17 protein-coding genes are annotated in these 15159 nt (G+C 41.1%); 9 read left to right on the top strand and 8 right to left on the bottom strand.

Annotated elements, in window-relative coordinates; translation table 11 throughout:
• Window positions 1-175: 175 nt before the first annotated feature.
• A complete protein-coding gene (locus tag RRG12_RS31265) occupies window positions 176-958 on the bottom strand; it encodes an ion transporter (protein ID WP_069068129.1) in 783 nt (260 codons plus the stop codon).
• Between the two features lie 88 nt (window positions 959-1046).
• Here RRG12_RS31265 and RRG12_RS31270 point away from each other — a divergent pair, with 88 nt between their 5' ends.
• Window positions 1047-1472, top strand: a complete 426-nt coding sequence (locus tag RRG12_RS31270; RefSeq protein ID WP_420761892.1) for a nucleoside deaminase — start codon at window positions 1047-1049, stop codon at window positions 1470-1472.
• 31 nt (window positions 1473-1503) lie between these two features.
• Here RRG12_RS31270 and RRG12_RS31275 read toward each other — a convergent pair whose 3' ends face one another.
• Window positions 1504-1629 carry a hypothetical protein gene (locus RRG12_RS31275; protein WP_370684382.1) on the bottom strand — a complete coding sequence of 42 codons (126 nt, stop codon included), beginning with the start codon at window positions 1627-1629 and terminating at the stop codon, window positions 1504-1506.
• A gap of 615 nt (window positions 1630-2244) precedes the next feature.
• Window positions 2245-2781, bottom strand: coding sequence for a universal stress protein (locus RRG12_RS31280; RefSeq protein ID WP_069068131.1), 537 nt, complete (start codon window positions 2779-2781; stop codon window positions 2245-2247).
• A 468-nt stretch (window positions 2782-3249) separates the two neighbouring features.
• Here RRG12_RS31280 and RRG12_RS31285 point away from each other — a divergent pair, with 468 nt between their 5' ends.
• Window positions 3250-3894: a YybH family protein gene (locus tag RRG12_RS31285; RefSeq protein ID WP_420761882.1), complete on the top strand. Its 645-nt coding sequence runs from the start codon at window positions 3250-3252 to the stop codon at window positions 3892-3894.
• Window positions 3895-4035: 141 nt separating this feature from the next.
• Window positions 4036-5340 carry a glycosyltransferase gene (locus RRG12_RS31290; RefSeq protein WP_420761883.1) on the top strand — a complete coding sequence of 435 codons (1305 nt, stop codon included), beginning with the start codon at window positions 4036-4038 and terminating at the stop codon, window positions 5338-5340.
• Window positions 5341-5408: 68 nt separating this feature from the next.
• Here the strand turns inward: RRG12_RS31290 and RRG12_RS31295 are convergent, their stop codons facing one another.
• Window positions 5409-6251, bottom strand: a complete 843-nt coding sequence (locus tag RRG12_RS31295; RefSeq protein WP_420761884.1) for a methyltransferase domain-containing protein — start codon at window positions 6249-6251, stop codon at window positions 5409-5411.
• A 153-nt stretch (window positions 6252-6404) separates the two neighbouring features.
• Here RRG12_RS31295 and RRG12_RS31300 point away from each other — a divergent pair, with 153 nt between their 5' ends.
• Together RRG12_RS31300 and RRG12_RS31305 are read left to right on the top strand one after the other, a co-directional pair.
• Window positions 6405-7739, top strand: coding sequence for a TrkH family potassium uptake protein (locus RRG12_RS31300; protein ID WP_420761885.1), 1335 nt, complete (start codon window positions 6405-6407; stop codon window positions 7737-7739).
• A gap of 177 nt (window positions 7740-7916) precedes the next feature.
• Entirely contained in the window at window positions 7917-8612 is a 696-nt protein-coding gene (locus RRG12_RS31305) for a potassium channel family protein (RefSeq protein WP_069068136.1), read from the top strand.
• Window positions 8613-8947: 335 nt separating this feature from the next.
• On the opposite strand, the gene RRG12_RS31310 is transcribed toward RRG12_RS31305, so the two are convergent.
• Both RRG12_RS31310 and queA read right to left on the bottom strand, forming a co-directional pair.
• A complete protein-coding gene (locus RRG12_RS31310; RefSeq protein WP_420761886.1) occupies window positions 8948-10057 on the bottom strand; it encodes a tetratricopeptide repeat protein in 1110 nt (369 codons plus the stop codon).
• A gap of 89 nt (window positions 10058-10146) precedes the next feature.
• A complete protein-coding gene (queA, locus tag RRG12_RS31315; protein WP_420761893.1) occupies window positions 10147-11331 on the bottom strand; it encodes a tRNA preQ1(34) S-adenosylmethionine ribosyltransferase-isomerase QueA in 1185 nt (394 codons plus the stop codon).
• Between the two features lie 245 nt (window positions 11332-11576).
• Between queA and RRG12_RS31320 the strand changes: the two genes are divergently transcribed.
• Complete coding sequence (locus tag RRG12_RS31320; protein WP_069068139.1) at window positions 11577-11966, top strand: hypothetical protein; 390 nt, start codon at window positions 11577-11579, stop codon at window positions 11964-11966.
• A gap of 70 nt (window positions 11967-12036) precedes the next feature.
• Here RRG12_RS31320 and RRG12_RS31325 read toward each other — a convergent pair whose 3' ends face one another.
• Complete coding sequence (locus RRG12_RS31325; RefSeq protein ID WP_420761887.1) at window positions 12037-12639, bottom strand: YraN family protein; 603 nt, start codon at window positions 12637-12639, stop codon at window positions 12037-12039.
• A gap of 23 nt (window positions 12640-12662) precedes the next feature.
• On the opposite strand from RRG12_RS31325, the gene RRG12_RS31330 reads away from it, so the two are divergent.
• Complete coding sequence (locus RRG12_RS31330) at window positions 12663-13253, top strand: pentapeptide repeat-containing protein (RefSeq protein WP_420761888.1); 591 nt, start codon at window positions 12663-12665, stop codon at window positions 13251-13253.
• A 148-nt stretch (window positions 13254-13401) separates the two neighbouring features.
• On the opposite strand, the gene RRG12_RS31335 is transcribed toward RRG12_RS31330, so the two are convergent.
• Window positions 13402-13779, bottom strand: a complete 378-nt coding sequence (locus RRG12_RS31335; RefSeq protein ID WP_420761889.1) for a hypothetical protein — start codon at window positions 13777-13779, stop codon at window positions 13402-13404.
• A 159-nt stretch (window positions 13780-13938) separates the two neighbouring features.
• Here RRG12_RS31335 and RRG12_RS31340 point away from each other — a divergent pair, with 159 nt between their 5' ends.
• Both RRG12_RS31340 and RRG12_RS31345 read left to right on the top strand, forming a co-directional pair.
• Window positions 13939-14070 carry a hypothetical protein gene (locus RRG12_RS31340; protein WP_420761890.1) on the top strand — a complete coding sequence of 44 codons (132 nt, stop codon included), beginning with the start codon at window positions 13939-13941 and terminating at the stop codon, window positions 14068-14070.
• Window positions 14071-14108: 38 nt separating this feature from the next.
• On the top strand, window positions 14109-15047 hold the full coding sequence (locus RRG12_RS31345; protein WP_420761891.1) for a hypothetical protein: 939 nt from the start codon (window positions 14109-14111) through the stop codon (window positions 15045-15047).
• Window positions 15048-15159: the final 112 nt, after the last annotated feature.

A 15159-nucleotide genomic window follows, 5' to 3' on the forward strand; every position in this document is an offset into this window, starting at 1 on the left:
TGAGCGAAATGCGGCGTTGCTCATTTACAGTATTTTAGCGGATATCATAGAACTCCATTAAGTCTGGCGCATCTCAATCAAATCTGCGACTAGTACCAGTTTTGCGTAAATAAACCACCCATCTGAAATGTCTAAAATCCTTACGCAATTGGAATTACGAATTACGAATTACGAATTACGAATTACGTAACTTAGTCCCGCACCTTTTACAAAACCCAGCATCTAGATCATGAAAAGCCAAACCACAACCTGAACAAACTGTTTCTATTTGATTAGCAGTTTTTACAACTCGCTTAATTAAATCCCCTATTTGCCAAGGAATCAGCGCAATTCCGGTAAAAATCATCAATACTGTTAGCAAACGCCCTAATTCCGAAATTGGAGTAACATCGCCAAATCCAACAGTTGTCATTGTGACAACAGAAAAATAGAATGCATCCAAAAAAGTACCATAATTTTGAGGATTAACCGGATGCTCGACTTGATAAATTAAGCCAGAGTAAATAAAAACAATTGCAAATAATGTAAATAATATTCGCGCAAAAATCATTCCATCTTCGGTGCTGACACTGGCGAATAAAAATTTCCGATCAATAAATCTGATTAGTCGTAAAATCCGAAACCATCGGAGTAAGCGGATAAAGCTGATATCTACCATTCCGAGAAAAAATGGTAAAATCGCTAATAAGTCAATAATCGAATAAAAGCTAAAAATATACTTAATTTTGTTTTCTGCACTCCACAGCCGGAGTGAATATTCCACCGCGAAGATGATCACGATCGCAATATCAGCTACATTTAACTGAAACCGCATATAATCAGGAATATTATATGTTTCTACCACAAAAATTCCTGATGATATTAGCACCAAAGAGGCAAGTGTTAAATTAATCGCTTTACCTATTGGTGTTTCCAGGTCTTTTAAGTAAAATTCTGTTTCTTGTCTGCTCAGTAACATATTCGACCATTAATACATCTTAATTCCCAGTTATAACATTAGAAATACGATATTATTAACCATTATCCTTATGTTAACCCCAGCTTATATGAACCCAGAATATTTTATGCGTTTAGCATTGGCAGAAGCAAAAGAAGGCGATGCGCCTTATGGTGCAGTGATTGTTAAAGATCACGAAGTTGTTGCCGTAGCTCATAATACTGTGAGGAGAGACAACGATCCATCCGCCCATGCGGAAATCAACGTTATTCGTAGTTTAACTGCTAAACTTAAAAACCCTTCTTTAGAAGGTTATAGCATATATACAACTGGCGAACCTTGTCCAATGTGTGCAACAGCTTGTATTTGGAGTGGTTTATCAGAAATTGTGTATGGTGCTTCAATTGAAGATTTAATTAGCGTAAATCAATCACAAATTAGTATATCTTGTGAAGAGTTAATTGCTAAGTCATTTAGGAACATCAAAGTCACAAAAGGAGTTTTAAAAAATGAATGTTTGGAATTATTTAAATAAGCTACAAAAAAATATTTTTAGAGTATCCCTTTCAAAGTAATTTAAAAAATCTCGTTCTTTCTCTTTGTGCCACAGACTCGCATATTCTCACTGCCACCTCAGCCGCTAAAGCTTTAGCATATTTATAAATCCCAGTACTAATGCAAGGAAATGCCAAACTATTAAACCCGATGAGATTAATCTATATGCTACATTGTAGTATATAGATATCCACTATACAGTTTTAGCTTCAAGCTTAACGATCAGTTTACTTACAGCACTTCCGGCAGCTATGAGGTACATCCTCAAAGCTGAAAGCTATGATAGAAAAGGGCAAGAAGAAAAACTGTACTGTATTTCATAATAGCTGAAAGTGCTTTAACCCAAGTTTTTCTAGTCCTCTTCTAGAGGACTTGCACCATTAGACAGGGAATTCTATTCCCTGGCGGTCTGTATTGCATAATAGCTGGAAGTGCTGTAAGCCTGGATTTCTCACTTGTGAGAAATCCAAGGAGTGTGGGGAGTATGGGGAGATGGGGAAGAAGTTTTACCTCCCACCCCTCCCACACTATGAGTGAGAAATCCGAGTTAAGGTGATGAGCGATCGCATTTCTAGCGATCACCTGCTTTTTGCTGATTTATTCAATCATTTTTTGTCTACTTTATTAATGCGTAAGTTATGTTTTTAAAACTCTATCGCTTTATGGGTAGAGTATTCACCAATTCTGAATTCTGACTCCTGTTTTATTTCTTAATGCTGAATTCTACATTCTTCTTCAAGCAATCTTAGTAGTTAGTTAATGCTTAAATTGCTTGTAGTTTCTTGGACAACTTCATCTTTTTTAGGAGTAACTGAAAGATGCACAATATGTACTGAACAAGGAGCATGGTGAAGGACGTAGTTACTCACACTACCGAGAAATAGTTCCATCAGTCCAGAATGACCCCGACGCCCCATAACAATTAGGTCAGCGCCATAAGTACGGGCTAAGTCACAAATAATCCGACCAGGATTACCAACATTTTGTGTAAATTCTGTAGTTACACCTGCTGTATTAGATTGAACACAAAAAGATTGCAACATCTGGATTCCTTGATTTTTAAAGGTATCCCACTGCTTTTGGTATACCTCAAAACTTTGATGGCTCAATCCCGGATAGTAGTCAAAATTAGACAGCATAGGCCCGTAAGGACTACCCTCTTCTTCGGGAGATAGGACATGCAATAGCATTAAGCTAGCTTGTGTTAACTTTGCTAAACTCAATGCTTCCTCAAAAACCCGTTGCCCCATTTCTGAGCGATCTAATGCAACTAGAATCTTTTTAAACATCATATAGACCTCCGATTTCATTGGTTATTGGTCTTTACGGTTTCGGGTTTCCAGATGTTGGATTGTCAAAAATGAGCAAACCCTCAACTATGTTTAGCAACTTTTGAATTTTAAATTTCTTAAAAGTTTTCGCCCCACATTTATGTTTGTAGCAAAACAATTTGAGGAACTTGTGAGGAAAGCAGGGTTTCCCCTTCTACTAACACTGCGTGTAGTCTGCATCACCTGTATTAACCGTGCGCTCTCTTTTATTAAAGTTACCACCCTTGTCTGTAGAAAATACATTTGCCATGTAGTATATCTTTCCAGCGCTTCCCAAAGAACGTAGCTTCTCTAGCTCACTTTGGGGATCTTGGAGAAAAACAAGATTATTGTATTTCTTTATGTCCTATAAAATGAAGTGCGGAATGTGAGTAGTAACATTAAAAAAATTATCAGTTAAGCGTCACTTAATCTACAGGTTTTTATATGATCAAACAGAAATGGACAAGCATAAACAACTGCACTCAGCTACTTTGGAGTGTTTTGTTAATGTTAGTAATTTGGAATCTACCCCAATACGCTCTGGCAGATGTAAATCCACAGGAGATAGATGCAATTATTCGCACACGGGATATTGCGCTGCAAGCCCTAAACACTCGCGATTTTTCCAAAATCGAGCCTTACTTGCATCCAAATTTCACCATAACAACAGTTGATAACCAGATTTTTCACAAAGTTCCTGAGTTTGAAAAGTACTGGAATCAGCAGTTTTCCAGTTCCATTAAAGATATCAAAATGCAACTAAAGGGAGATAGTCTCAGAACATTTCTCACTCCAGAGATAGATGTTGCCTCTGGAGAGGCGATCGCATCTTTTTCTTTCAAAGATGGCAAAGCGGCTGATATGGCATTGCGATGGACAGCAGTGCTGCAAAAACTCCAAGATAAATGGACGATTCAATCGCTGCATTTTTCCTCCAATCTGCTGAATAACCCGGTGTTGAATTCTGCTCAACAATTGGGGCGGATTCTAGCAGTTGCAGCAGGGGTGGGCGGTTTTATTTTGGGAGTGGTGACGATGCTAATATTACGTCGCAGGACTAAGCAAGAAACCGAAACCGAAAAGATATAGGAATACGCTTTGATTTCTGAAATTATTTGCGTAGGTAGGCAATAGGCAATAGGCAATAGGCAATAGGCAATAGGCAATAGGACTCTTCAAGTTGTACTAAATTTTTTAAAAATAAAATAGGAGTCATAAATAGCAAATAAAGTGGGAAAAAACACTGATCAGCCCAGTAAAAATATTAGCTTTCATCGCCGTCTCAAAGCAACCATAATAGTTTTATTGGTCTGGGGTGGCGTGAGTTTGCTGCACTGGCTACCAGAAACACAATGGTTGATGCTGGGATTAACGGCAATTCTGACTGTGCAAACGTTGCGAATGCTGCTAGCAAAACCAGTGGCGGCGGTGATGGAGAGTGAGATTTATTTACCACCAGTCTCGATTTTAGTTCCGGCTAAAAATGAAAGTCTAGTCTTGCCTGATCTAGTTTACAGCTTATACCAATTGAATTATCCAAGCGATTCCTTAGATATCTGGGTCGTTGATGACGGCAGTACCGATGAAACACCACAGGTTTTGAGGGAATTACAAACTCGATTTCCAGCTTTACAAGTTCATCGACGGGAATCAAAAGGTGGTAAATCAGGGGCCTTGAATGCGGTTTTTCCCTTTACCAGAGGGGAAATTATCCTAGTTTGTGATGCGGATGCCCAGTTACCTACTAATTTTCTCCGGCAAACAGTACCTCTATTTCAGAAGCAAACTATCGGTGCAGTGCAAGTGCGAAAAGCAATTTCTAATGCTAATACCAACTTCTTAACGCGTTGTCAGCAGATGGAAATGAATTGTGATAGCTTTCTGCAAACCCATCGCATTGCTATTGGTGGAATGTCTGAACTGCGCGGTAATGGAATGTTAGTTCGTCGGGAATTGTTAGAAAAGTGTCAAGGTTGGAATGAGAACACTGTCACCGATGATTTGGATCTTTGCTTCAAACTCTATTTAACAGGTGCGGAAATTGAGTTTGTTACAGTTCCATCAATTCAGGAAGAAGGTGTAACTACTTGGGCAAAACTTTGGAATCAACGCTGTCGTTGGGCTGAAGGTGGCTATCAGCGTTACCTGGATTATTTTCCGCAAATTCTTACTTTAGGTTGGGCAAAAGAAATTGATTTGTTATTGTTTTTTCTATTGCAATTTATTCTGCCAATTGGACTAATTCCCGATTTAGTTTGGACTATATTTTATAACCATCATCCAGTTCTGTTCCCCCTCCAGACACTACTCAGCATCATTCTGACAATTGCCTTTATTGCTGGACTTTACCAATTTCAAAGTTTACGAGGATGGTCTTTGCTTTGGGCAACAATTCAAGGGTCATTATACATGGTGCATTGGATTCCTGTGATGATTGTAGCGACCTTAAAGATGTGTGTGCAAAAGGAGCGATCGCACTGGGTGAAAACTGAGCATCATGGTAGAAATTCTTACAGTGATTCTAACAACTATTGACACTCCACCGCCCTTTTAGCGGGTCGCGGCAGGAAAAAGAGGGCAGTTTTCCCTCTGCCCCCTATCTTCTACTTATTGCCGGACAATAAGCCAAACCGAACTAACCCGCGCTCATAACCGCGACGCATCAACCCCAGCGATAACGCCCCTTGAATAGTAGTCCAACCGGCATTTAGTAAGCCCCAAAGCGCTTGGGGAGTAAATGCCGAATCAATGACTACATTCCAAAAGGGGGCGACAGCCTGCGACCAATCGGCGGTGCGAATATTGTTTAATGGAAGTTGAAGTGCGATCGCTTCGTACTCTGGTAAAGAAATTACATAAGGCAAACAATACACCCGATAAATATCCTGCAAATGCTTTTCCTCATCCGCCGTCAGTGGTAACTTATCAGTCGCTCGATGACACCAAGTCACCATAATTAACTTGCCACCAGGTTTCAACACCCGATAGCACTCCTGGAGAAACTTAGTTTTATCTGGCATGTGTTCACCGCTTTCCAGTGACCAAACCAAGTCAAAAGAATCGTCAGCAAAAGGCATTGCTTGAGCATTAGCCACCTGAAACTGAGTTCTTAGACTCAAATTCGCTTCCATTGCGCGTTCCGTTGCTCTGGCAGCTTGCACAGGACTCAAAGTAATCCCTGTAGCCTTAGCATTAAACTTTTCTGCCAGATATAAAGAACTGCCGCCAATGCCACAACCCACATCCAGGATGTTTTCTGCTGCTTGTACCCCTGCCCAATTGAGCAATTCTTCGATTAAATCAATTTGAGCTTGACGACGGTCTTTTTTCTGGCTGCCATCAGCACCGTAGTAGCCGTGATGCATGTGTTCCCCCCAAATCTGTTCCCACAGACCAGAGGAAGCATCGTAGAACTGCTGAATTTGCTGGTAAAGTGTTGCACTCATGAAAAAAGTAGTATTGAGACGAAGTAGAATTCAAAAAAAACATACAGGTAGGCTACCATGTATGTTTTTAATTAAATAAGGTGTTTTTGTTTCCAGAGAGGCTGAACCCCGGTTTATCTTCCCTGGAAAAAATTTTATAAATTTTACCTTAATATGACTGTTGCTCGCACAATTTGTTTGGGGTTTCTGGCTGTCATCGCTGTTGGTACTATCCTGTTGATGATGCCTTTCTCGACTAGCAATGGTACATGGGATAACCTGATTGTGGCACTATTCACCTCGACATCCGCAGTTTGTGTCACAGGTTTATCAGTAGTTGATCCTGGTACTCATTTTTCCTTTTGGGGTCAGTTATTTATTGCGCTACTAGCTCAGATTGGCGGGTTGGGCTACATGACAACTACCACATTTCTGATTTTGCTGATTGGTCGTAAATTTGATATGCGGCAAAAAATTGCTATTCAACAAGCTTTAGATCGACCGGGAATGAGTGGTAGCTCTCAAGTTATCCGTTCAATTATTGCCACAACTTTAATTTTTGAAATTACAGGAGTATTCTTACTTCTACCAGCTTTTGTTCCAAAATATGGCTGGAGTCAAGGACTTTGGTTAGCGATTTTTCATAGCATTAATGCTTGGAATAATGCTGGTTTTAGTTTGTTTAAAGATAACTTAATTGGCTATCAATCATCCTTCTTAGTAGTCTTCACCGTCACCATGTTGATTATCTTTGGGGGGATTGGCTATCAGGTAATTATGGAAATGTATCTTTGGTTGCGCGATCGCGTCCTCAGAAAAACTCATAATCAGACATTTTCCCTAGATTTCAAAGTTGCAACTAGCACAACTATTATATTATTAGTAATAGGGTTAGTTGCATTTTTCTGTATAGAGATTAGAAATCCTGAAACATTTGGCTCTCTAAACTTTCGTGACCAGATATTAGTAGCTTGGTTTCAATCTGTTACTCCCAGAACTGCCGGTTTTAACACCATCGATATTAGCAAAATGACTACCGCTGGACTATTCATTACGATTGCGCTGATGTTTATTGGTGCAAGTCCAGGTGGTACAGGAGGAGGAATGAAAACAACAACTCTGAGAGTGTTGACCAGTTGCACTAAAGCAATTCTCCAGGGGAAAGAAGACGTTTTGTTATACGATCGCAAAATAGCAATAAATTTAATTTTGAAAGCTGTAGGTGTGTTGGTAGGTTCAGTGGCAACCGTGATTTTAGCCACCATTTTAATTAGCCTTACAGATCCAAAATTGGATTTTATTCAAATTTTGTTTGAAGTGGTATCAGCCTTCGCTACCGTCGGGCTTTCTACAGGCATTACAGCAAGTATCTCCACAGCTGCAAAGCTCATCTTAATTTTAAGCATGTACGTTGGAAGAGTAGGTGTTTTACTACTAATGTCCGCTGTACTAGGAGATCCTCGCCCTACCAGAATTCACTATCCTGAAGAAAATTTACTCGTGGGATAGTTAGGGAGAGGGAGTAGGGAATGGGAGAGAATAATTCTTGACTAATGACTTAATGATTAATGACTAATCACGAAACTGATAAAATATACATTTGAAGGCAAAAAATAAAATTTTTAATTCAAGCGGTATAAGCGTTTTTTGCCCTAAATACAGGGAGCCATAATAAGGATAACAAAGGTGAATCTTTCATCATTAAGTTTTTTTCGCAGTTTACGTAAAGATAACCACCAATTTGCTGTAATTGGATTAGGTCGTTTTGGTCGATCTGTCTGTTCTACCCTGCACAATTTTGGTTATCAAGTGCTGGCAACAGATATTGATGAAAAACGAGTTTCAGAAGCATTAACCGAGGGAATAGTTGGTCATGCTTTACAACTAGACTCTACAGAACCGGCTGCACTTAAAGAAGCTGGAATTTTTGAATTTGATACTGTGATTATAGCGATAGGCAACTATGTTCAGGAAAGCATCATAACTACCCTAAATGTGAAAGAGGCTGGTGTTCCCCACGTAGTTGCCAAAGCTTCTAGTGAAGTTCACCGTAAACTGTTGCGGCGAGTAGGTGCAGATCATGTTGTTTTTCCTGAGTATGAAGCGGGTTGTGCCCTAGCGCGTACTCTTACCAAACCAGCAATCTTAGATCGGTTTGACCTCGACCCAGATAACAGCATTGTAGAATTGATTGTGCCTGATGAATTTCACGGCAGAACAATCACCGAGTTGCAACTTCGTAATCGCTACGGGTTAAATTTACTAGCAGTAAGTCAGGATGGGAAATTTCAAATTAATCCTGACCCTACTAAGCGTTTAGAGCGTGGTTCAGCAATGGTCGTTATTGGTTGCAATAAAGATATCAATCGTTTGCCGATTTAAAAAAAAGTTAGAGATCATTCAATTTTAGATTTTAGATTTTTCCTTCAATCTAAAATTGGCAGAGTTAGAGATTATTAATTTATTCCTAACTCTGACTTTTTTATAAGAAGAATTCAGAATTCAGGAGTCAGAATTCAGTATGAATTCTGTACGAGTGGGTGACGAATATTGGTTAAAACCGTACAACTCTTAGAAACGCTACCGCTAACGTCCCGCTAGGCTAACGCCCGAAGTCAAGCGAAAAAAATTAAAATATTCTCACCTTAAAACTCTATCCCTTTATGGGTGGAGCATTCTAAATTCTGAATTCTGAATTCTGTATTCTGACTCCTGTTTTATTGTCCAGGACTCGTTGAAGTAGATTGTGGCTCAACTGAGACAGGGACATCGCCAGGGTTAGCTGGCGTTTCTGGTTGATTCGGCGTCTTTTGCTCAGGTGTTTGTACTACATTACTTGTAGAATCTGAACTCTGAGCAGGAGTAGATGTTTGACTGGCTTGAGGTTGCTGTTGTCCAGCCTTCTGGGCAATTTGCTGCATTAGCTGCTCAATTTTCTCAACTTGTTCAATATTGCCTTGCTGACGATATTCCTTATGAGCGCGTTTCAAAACTCCACTAGCTTTTTTGATGTCGCCCTGATTATATAAAGTGACTCCCAAGTTATAGTAAGCTGAGGCATTTTTAGGATTTTGGCGAATAGCTTGCCGATAAACAGAAATAGCCTCTGAAGCTTGGCCATGCATTGCCAGTAAACTTGCCATGTTGTTGTAGGCTGTGGCATTTTTAGGATCTAGTTGCAAGGCTTGGCGATAAGTAGCGATCGCAAGCTCTGTTTGACCTTGTTGTTGCAAGGCGATCGCTAAGTTAAAATAAGCATTGGCATAACTGCTATCTAGATTGATTACTTGCTGGTATGCTGCGATCGCTTCTTGTAATTGTCCTTGTTCATACAGCACCAAACCCAGATTATATAGCGCTGCTACCCTTGTGGAATCTATTACCAGGCTTTGGCGATAAGCCGTAATCGCTGCATCTTTTTCTCCTTGTCGGTGCAACACTAACCCTAAATTATAATAAGCTTCACTCAAATTGGGATTAATCCTAATCGCCTCTGTATATTCTTGTAAAGCTATATCCAGGCGATTTTGCTCCATGAATATATTACCCAGATAATTTCGCGCGGCCCCAAGGCTAGAATCTCGCTGTAACGCTTGGCGAAAGGCATATTCCGCCCCCTGTAAATCTTTGCGATTATAGCGCGTCACTCCCTGCTGAAAAAAGCTAGCTGCTTGGAGATCCTGAGAAATTGCGGTTTCTCCTAGCAGCTTGCTTCCGGGCAAATTAGTAATTGTTGGTGCAGCCAAGACCAAAAACGTAGAACAGCCAGCAAGTGTCACCTGGCAAAATAAATTAAACCAATGAGAATATAGGTATTTTTCAGACATGAATAGCAGACCTGTACTTATTTTTAACTCCTCATAAGTCAGAGTACCCACCACGAAAGAAAAAATTCCAAATTCCCAACTTTTAACTCCTAACTCTCCACTCTCACAGCTTCCGGTAAAATTAGCATGGCATCACCAAAGGAATAGAAGCGATACTTTGAAGCGATCGCTTCAAAGTATATATTTAATAACCGTTGTCTGCCAATTAGGGCACTTACCAACATCAGCAAACTAGAACGCGGTAAGTGAAAATTGGTAATCAAACCATCCACCACCCGCCATTGGTAGCCGGGATAAATAAACAAGTCTGTTTTCCCGCAAAATGGTTGTAAATTCCCAGATTTAGCCGCCCCTTCTAAAGCCCGTACTGCCGTTGTTCCCACAGCAATAATCCGACCGCCAGCTGCTTTAGTGGCGCGGATTTGCTCTACTGTGGCGGCTGGAACTTCAATCCATTCTTCATGCATTTGATGGGTAGTTACATCCTCCACTTCCACAGGGCGAAATGTGCCTACACCAACGTGTAGCGTTACAAAAGCTTGATTGATTTGGCGATCGCGCAACTTTTCTAATAATTCTGGGGTAAAGTGTAATCCTGCCGTCGGTGCTGCGATCGCTCCTGGCTGTTTGGCATAAACTGTCTGATACTGTCCGTCAGCGGCTTCTGAAGTAGTGATGTATGGTGGTAGCGGGATTTCACCAAACACCTCTAACAGTTGCACCAAAGATTTTCCTTCTGGCACATCAAATTGCAACAAACGCCCCCCAGTTGCTACGTCTGTTTCTATAACTGTAGCCGTGAGTTGGGGACTGGGGACTGGGTAGGAATCTTCCTGATCCCTAATTCCTAATTGCCTTGGTTCAAAAATAATCTTAGCTCCCTGTTTGAAGCTTTTTCCTGGCTTAACTAAAGCTAACCAACAGTTATGCTGCCGTTCTTCCAACAGCAACACCTGGATTTTAGCACCAGTAGATTTATGACCATAAAGCCGCGCTGGAATGACTCTTGTATTGTTCATAACCAACAAATCACCAGAGCGCAGCAGTGCAGGCAAATCATGGAAAATGTGGTGTAGGGGTGCTGTTTCGATGCCTGTAGTAGAAGAATTAACTACCAGTAATCGTGAACTATCTCTAGGAACTGCTGGGTTTTGGGCAATGAATTCTGGAGGTAGTTCGTAGTCATAGCCAGCTACCGAGCAATCTAATTCCAAATCTTTTGCTTGTGGGCGAGAGGTATCTTTCAAATTAGCTTGTACTAGTTTTTGCTTTATCTAGTATTTATACTCTCTTAAAAAAGCTAGTTTTAGCTTTCCCTTCTAAAGGAACTTTAAGGCATCTTCGCTCAGTTTTGCCGCAAGGCTATAAGATTGTTACTATTAAGTAACACGGAAAAATTAACATAAAAATTGGGTAAACCTCCCCATCTAAAAACGGGGGCTTTTACCCTACCGGGAAGAGGCACTGATTGACGAAGATAGATATGTAGGATTGGCTTTGATCCCAAGCACCAACAAACATGGAATACTTGTACTATCTGGCAAATGCCAGTCTAACCCTGAGGGTCGTTCAACACCTCCACGCTAGACCCCAGACACCAGTTTCGTTCGTCACCGTAATTCATCAAATTGATGGCTGGGTGGTTAGGATCAAACTCAGAGGTCAAGTCTCGCCCCAAGAAGATGGCGACTTTCGGGCTTTTCTAAACGAATTAGGAATTAGCTATGAACCGCCAATGAGGGTGCAAATGGCACTTTGGAGTTTGGAAGCGGGACAGTGCCCTGTGGACGTAATGCGTCGCTATCAGGTAGCGATCGTTTCTCATGGTAGTCCAGAGAGAGACGAAATCGAGGCCTTCCGACAACAGTTTGTCCGGGGCTTAGGCTACTGCCCAGAAACCTTGGCGTGACACTATTTGGTTGTAACGCCACTACAAAATTATTGGTCATTGGTAATGAAGATATCTTATCCATTACCGATTAACCATTATCAATTGAAGAGTCGAAAGCTGCCGGAATGTATTCTTGCAGCTTAAACTTATATCCGTCTACTGATAAAGTAGCTAGAGCTTCCTGGCTTGCTGTAACCCCAGTCAGATTTTTTGATATTCTTTGACAGTAGACAATAGCAACATCAAATCTACAAGAATAATCTGCCTTCTCAGGATACTGGGCTAAAAATATTCCAGCTGTACGCCAAATTTTTGCTTGCTTTTGTGTAGTTATTGCACTTCTTCCCCCAGCATCCCAACTACCTGAACTGCGGGTTTTGACTTCAACAAATGCCAATAATGAGTGCTGAGTGCTGTTGCGTTGAGCCAGTGCTGAGTGAGGAGTGAGGAGTGAGGAGTTAGGAATTAGGAATTCTTCGCCTGTTCCTCTGCTCTCCTGCTCCCCTTCTCCCCTGCTCCTCTTCTGTTCGCTAGTTGCTGCATGATATTCAGCAATAATATCAATTTCTCCCCAGCGGCTAGAAAAGCGACGATGGAGAATTATCCAACCTGTAGATTGCAACCACTCGGCTACTAGGTCTTCTCCTAAATGACCAATATCTGGATAATGGGATGGAGGAAGGTTAGCCATTGACTAAAAATATCATGAATTTTATGAATTCTAGGTTAAGCGATGCCTGTGGCGGGCTACGCACAGCGGGTTCTAAACTCAACTCATCCCGAACAAAATTGGGGTTGAAGCGTAAAACACACCATCACATTTGGGCAAGCATACTCAGCTTATTCCTTTGGGCAATAGTTGGCATCACTGCAACGGTCGGTTTTGCTCCAACAGCTTTGGCACTCGAATATAATAAAGAAATTTTGGTTGAGGCTGATTTCTCAGGACGTGATTTAAGAGACTCCAGCTTTACCAAAGCTAATCTTCGCCAGAGCAACTTCAGCCGAGCTAATTTGAACGGTGTCAGCTTCTTTGCAGCAAATTTAGAATCTGCGAATTTGGAGGGTTCTGACTTGAGAAATGCCACTTTAGACTCGGCTCGTTTAGTCAGAGCAAATTTGACAAATGCACTGTTGGAGGGTGCTTTTGCTGCTAACGCCAGATTTGACGGTGCAATCATTGATGGGGCAGATTTTACCGATACGCTGCTGCGTTCCGATGAGCAAAAAAAATTGTGCAAACTTGCCAAAGGGACTAATTCCATTACAGGACGAGATACGCGTGACACCTTGTTTTGTCCTTAGTAGTTTCTACCTGTATATTGATTGGGCATGGGGCATTGGGCATTGGGTATTTAGTGATTAAGTTTCTTCTCTATTCCCTATCCCCTATCCCCTATTCCCTATTCCCCATTCCCCATTCCCCATTCCCAACTTATAAAATATTGAGAACCTACCAACCACCTGCACCAATCTTTTGACAAACAATTTGCATTCCTTTACCTGGTGAAGAATTAGCTACAAAAGGTATTTCTCCTTTCTCCTGATCTTCTTGAAGTAGCTGTCCATCCAACCCATAAATGGCAATGCGATTAAGAAAAAGCCGCGATTCTTTGCACGAAGCATCGAACGTAGTCTCAAAGATACCATCTCCATAGATACCGTAAAGCTTGTATGTAGTGCCCTTAATAGTTTGTGTATCCAGAGCTACACTGTTTCCTAATTTATCATGTCCTACTGTGAGATATCTTTGTGCATCTTGAGCGATCGCACTACCATTACTCAATAAAATAGCGATCGCTCCCACAATCCCGCCTATTTTAAAATACATACAGTTTCAAAATATAAGATTTCATATATTTCTACCCGCAATTAAAGGGTTTCTGGCAGGGTAAAAGCACTGAGTTATGACAAGCCGAAAAACTTAGTAATTACAGGCAAAAGCTTACTACAGACTTCAATTAGCTTTTCATTAGCAGGCAAATCAGCGATGTCTACGACGGGCTACGCCAACGCACCTTTCAAGAACTTGAGGGCTATTTTTGCCATCTTCTGGATTATTCCATCTTTTGGGTTTTTAGCTGCCTCAGCGATCGCATCTGGGTTCAAATGGGAACCATAAGAAAATAAGCTAATACATCATACTAGATTGGTCTACCCATGTCTGACGAACAAGAGCGTAATTCCGCTTTTAACGCTGCTGCCAACATTAACGTTCAACACGCCCAATTACAGGATTTATCCTTAAGTGCAGCCCGTAGATTATATAAAGGTGGGATTCGATCTGGTGATCCGATCAGAACCAGAGTGCAAGCCCAAGAAATGTTAGATAAAATCCCTCCATCTCAGAGAGCAGGGATTGATGGCAAATCGGCTGATGTTAATACTCAAAAATACCTATCAGATAAGCACGCCAGTCATATCAAACCACATAGCAAAGGCGGCTCAAATGATCCCAAAAATATCAAGTGGGAAAACGGCAAAGATAATTTAGCTCGTGGCGATAAACCCATGACTTCGCAGGAGCAAATGAGACTAGATGCTAAATGGCATTTTGATAACCTAACAGGTGCAGTCAAAGCAGGAGTTAAAGCCGCGCCCCTTGGAGCAGTCATTGGTGTAGCGACGACAGCACCATTTTCGTTACTAACCAACGCGCTGCGCGTAGTTCGGGGTGAAATTTCTGCACAAGAAGCCGCTATAGAAACATTGAAAGATACCGTAAAAGGCGGCACAGTTGGGGGTGTGACAGCGTTTGTAACCACAACAGTAGCAGCAGCTTGTCCACCAATTGCGATCGCTTTAACCGCAGCAGCACCAGTTTTAGCTGTTGTTGGAACTGCGGGTATGGTTTACGAGTTTTTCAAAATCCTCGATGACCATAAAAAAACGGTGAAAATCTATTATGAATCTTTAACTCAACAAGAATTAGAAAGATTACAAGCAATTGAAAACGAACTAATTTATGAACACCAGAAAAATCTAGAGTTTTTGGCCGAAGCGCAAGTAATTAATCAAGAAATTACAAATCGCCCCCTCAGACTGGGAATAGAAGCAGGGTGGTTTCATACAAAGAAAGAAAAAACTTTGTGCAGTTGATTGGAGAGGGCGCGTTGTGCTTGAGGAATAGTTCGGAAACCGAGTTTGCGGGCGATCGTAATGAAAAAATTGTGTAAGATAGACCAATTAACAGGGGCATTGCCACCACGAC

Source organism: Nostoc sp. CALU 546, assembly GCF_048836525.1.

Bases quoted from the DNA above. Each gene is read 5' to 3' on its own strand.
- RRG12_RS31265 (WP_069068129.1), bottom strand. From the start codon at position 958: ATGTTACTGAGCAGACAAGAAACAGAATTTTACTTAAAAGACCTGGAA.
- RRG12_RS31270 (WP_420761892.1), top strand. From the start codon at position 1,047: ATGAACCCAGAATATTTTATGCGTTTAGCATTGGCAGAAGCAAAAGAA.
- RRG12_RS31280 (WP_069068131.1), bottom strand. From the start codon at position 2,781: ATGTTTAAAAAGATTCTAGTTGCATTAGATCGCTCAGAAATGGGGCAA.
- RRG12_RS31285 (WP_420761882.1), top strand. From the start codon at position 3,250: ATGATCAAACAGAAATGGACAAGCATAAACAACTGCACTCAGCTACTT.
- RRG12_RS31295 (WP_420761884.1), bottom strand. From the start codon at position 6,251: ATGAGTGCAACACTTTACCAGCAAATTCAGCAGTTCTACGATGCTTCC.
- RRG12_RS31300 (WP_420761885.1), top strand. From the start codon at position 6,405: ATGACTGTTGCTCGCACAATTTGTTTGGGGTTTCTGGCTGTCATCGCT.
- RRG12_RS31310 (WP_420761886.1), bottom strand. From the start codon at position 10,057: ATGTCTGAAAAATACCTATATTCTCATTGGTTTAATTTATTTTGCCAG.
- RRG12_RS31320 (WP_069068139.1), top strand. From the start codon at position 11,577: ATGGAATACTTGTACTATCTGGCAAATGCCAGTCTAACCCTGAGGGTC.
- RRG12_RS31325 (WP_420761887.1), bottom strand. From the start codon at position 12,639: ATGGCTAACCTTCCTCCATCCCATTATCCAGATATTGGTCATTTAGGA.
- RRG12_RS31330 (WP_420761888.1), top strand. From the start codon at position 12,663: ATGAATTCTAGGTTAAGCGATGCCTGTGGCGGGCTACGCACAGCGGGT.
- RRG12_RS31335 (WP_420761889.1), bottom strand. From the start codon at position 13,779: ATGTATTTTAAAATAGGCGGGATTGTGGGAGCGATCGCTATTTTATTG.
- RRG12_RS31340 (WP_420761890.1), top strand. From the start codon at position 13,939: ATGTCTACGACGGGCTACGCCAACGCACCTTTCAAGAACTTGAGGGCT.
- RRG12_RS31345 (WP_420761891.1), top strand. From the start codon at position 14,109: ATGTCTGACGAACAAGAGCGTAATTCCGCTTTTAACGCTGCTGCCAAC.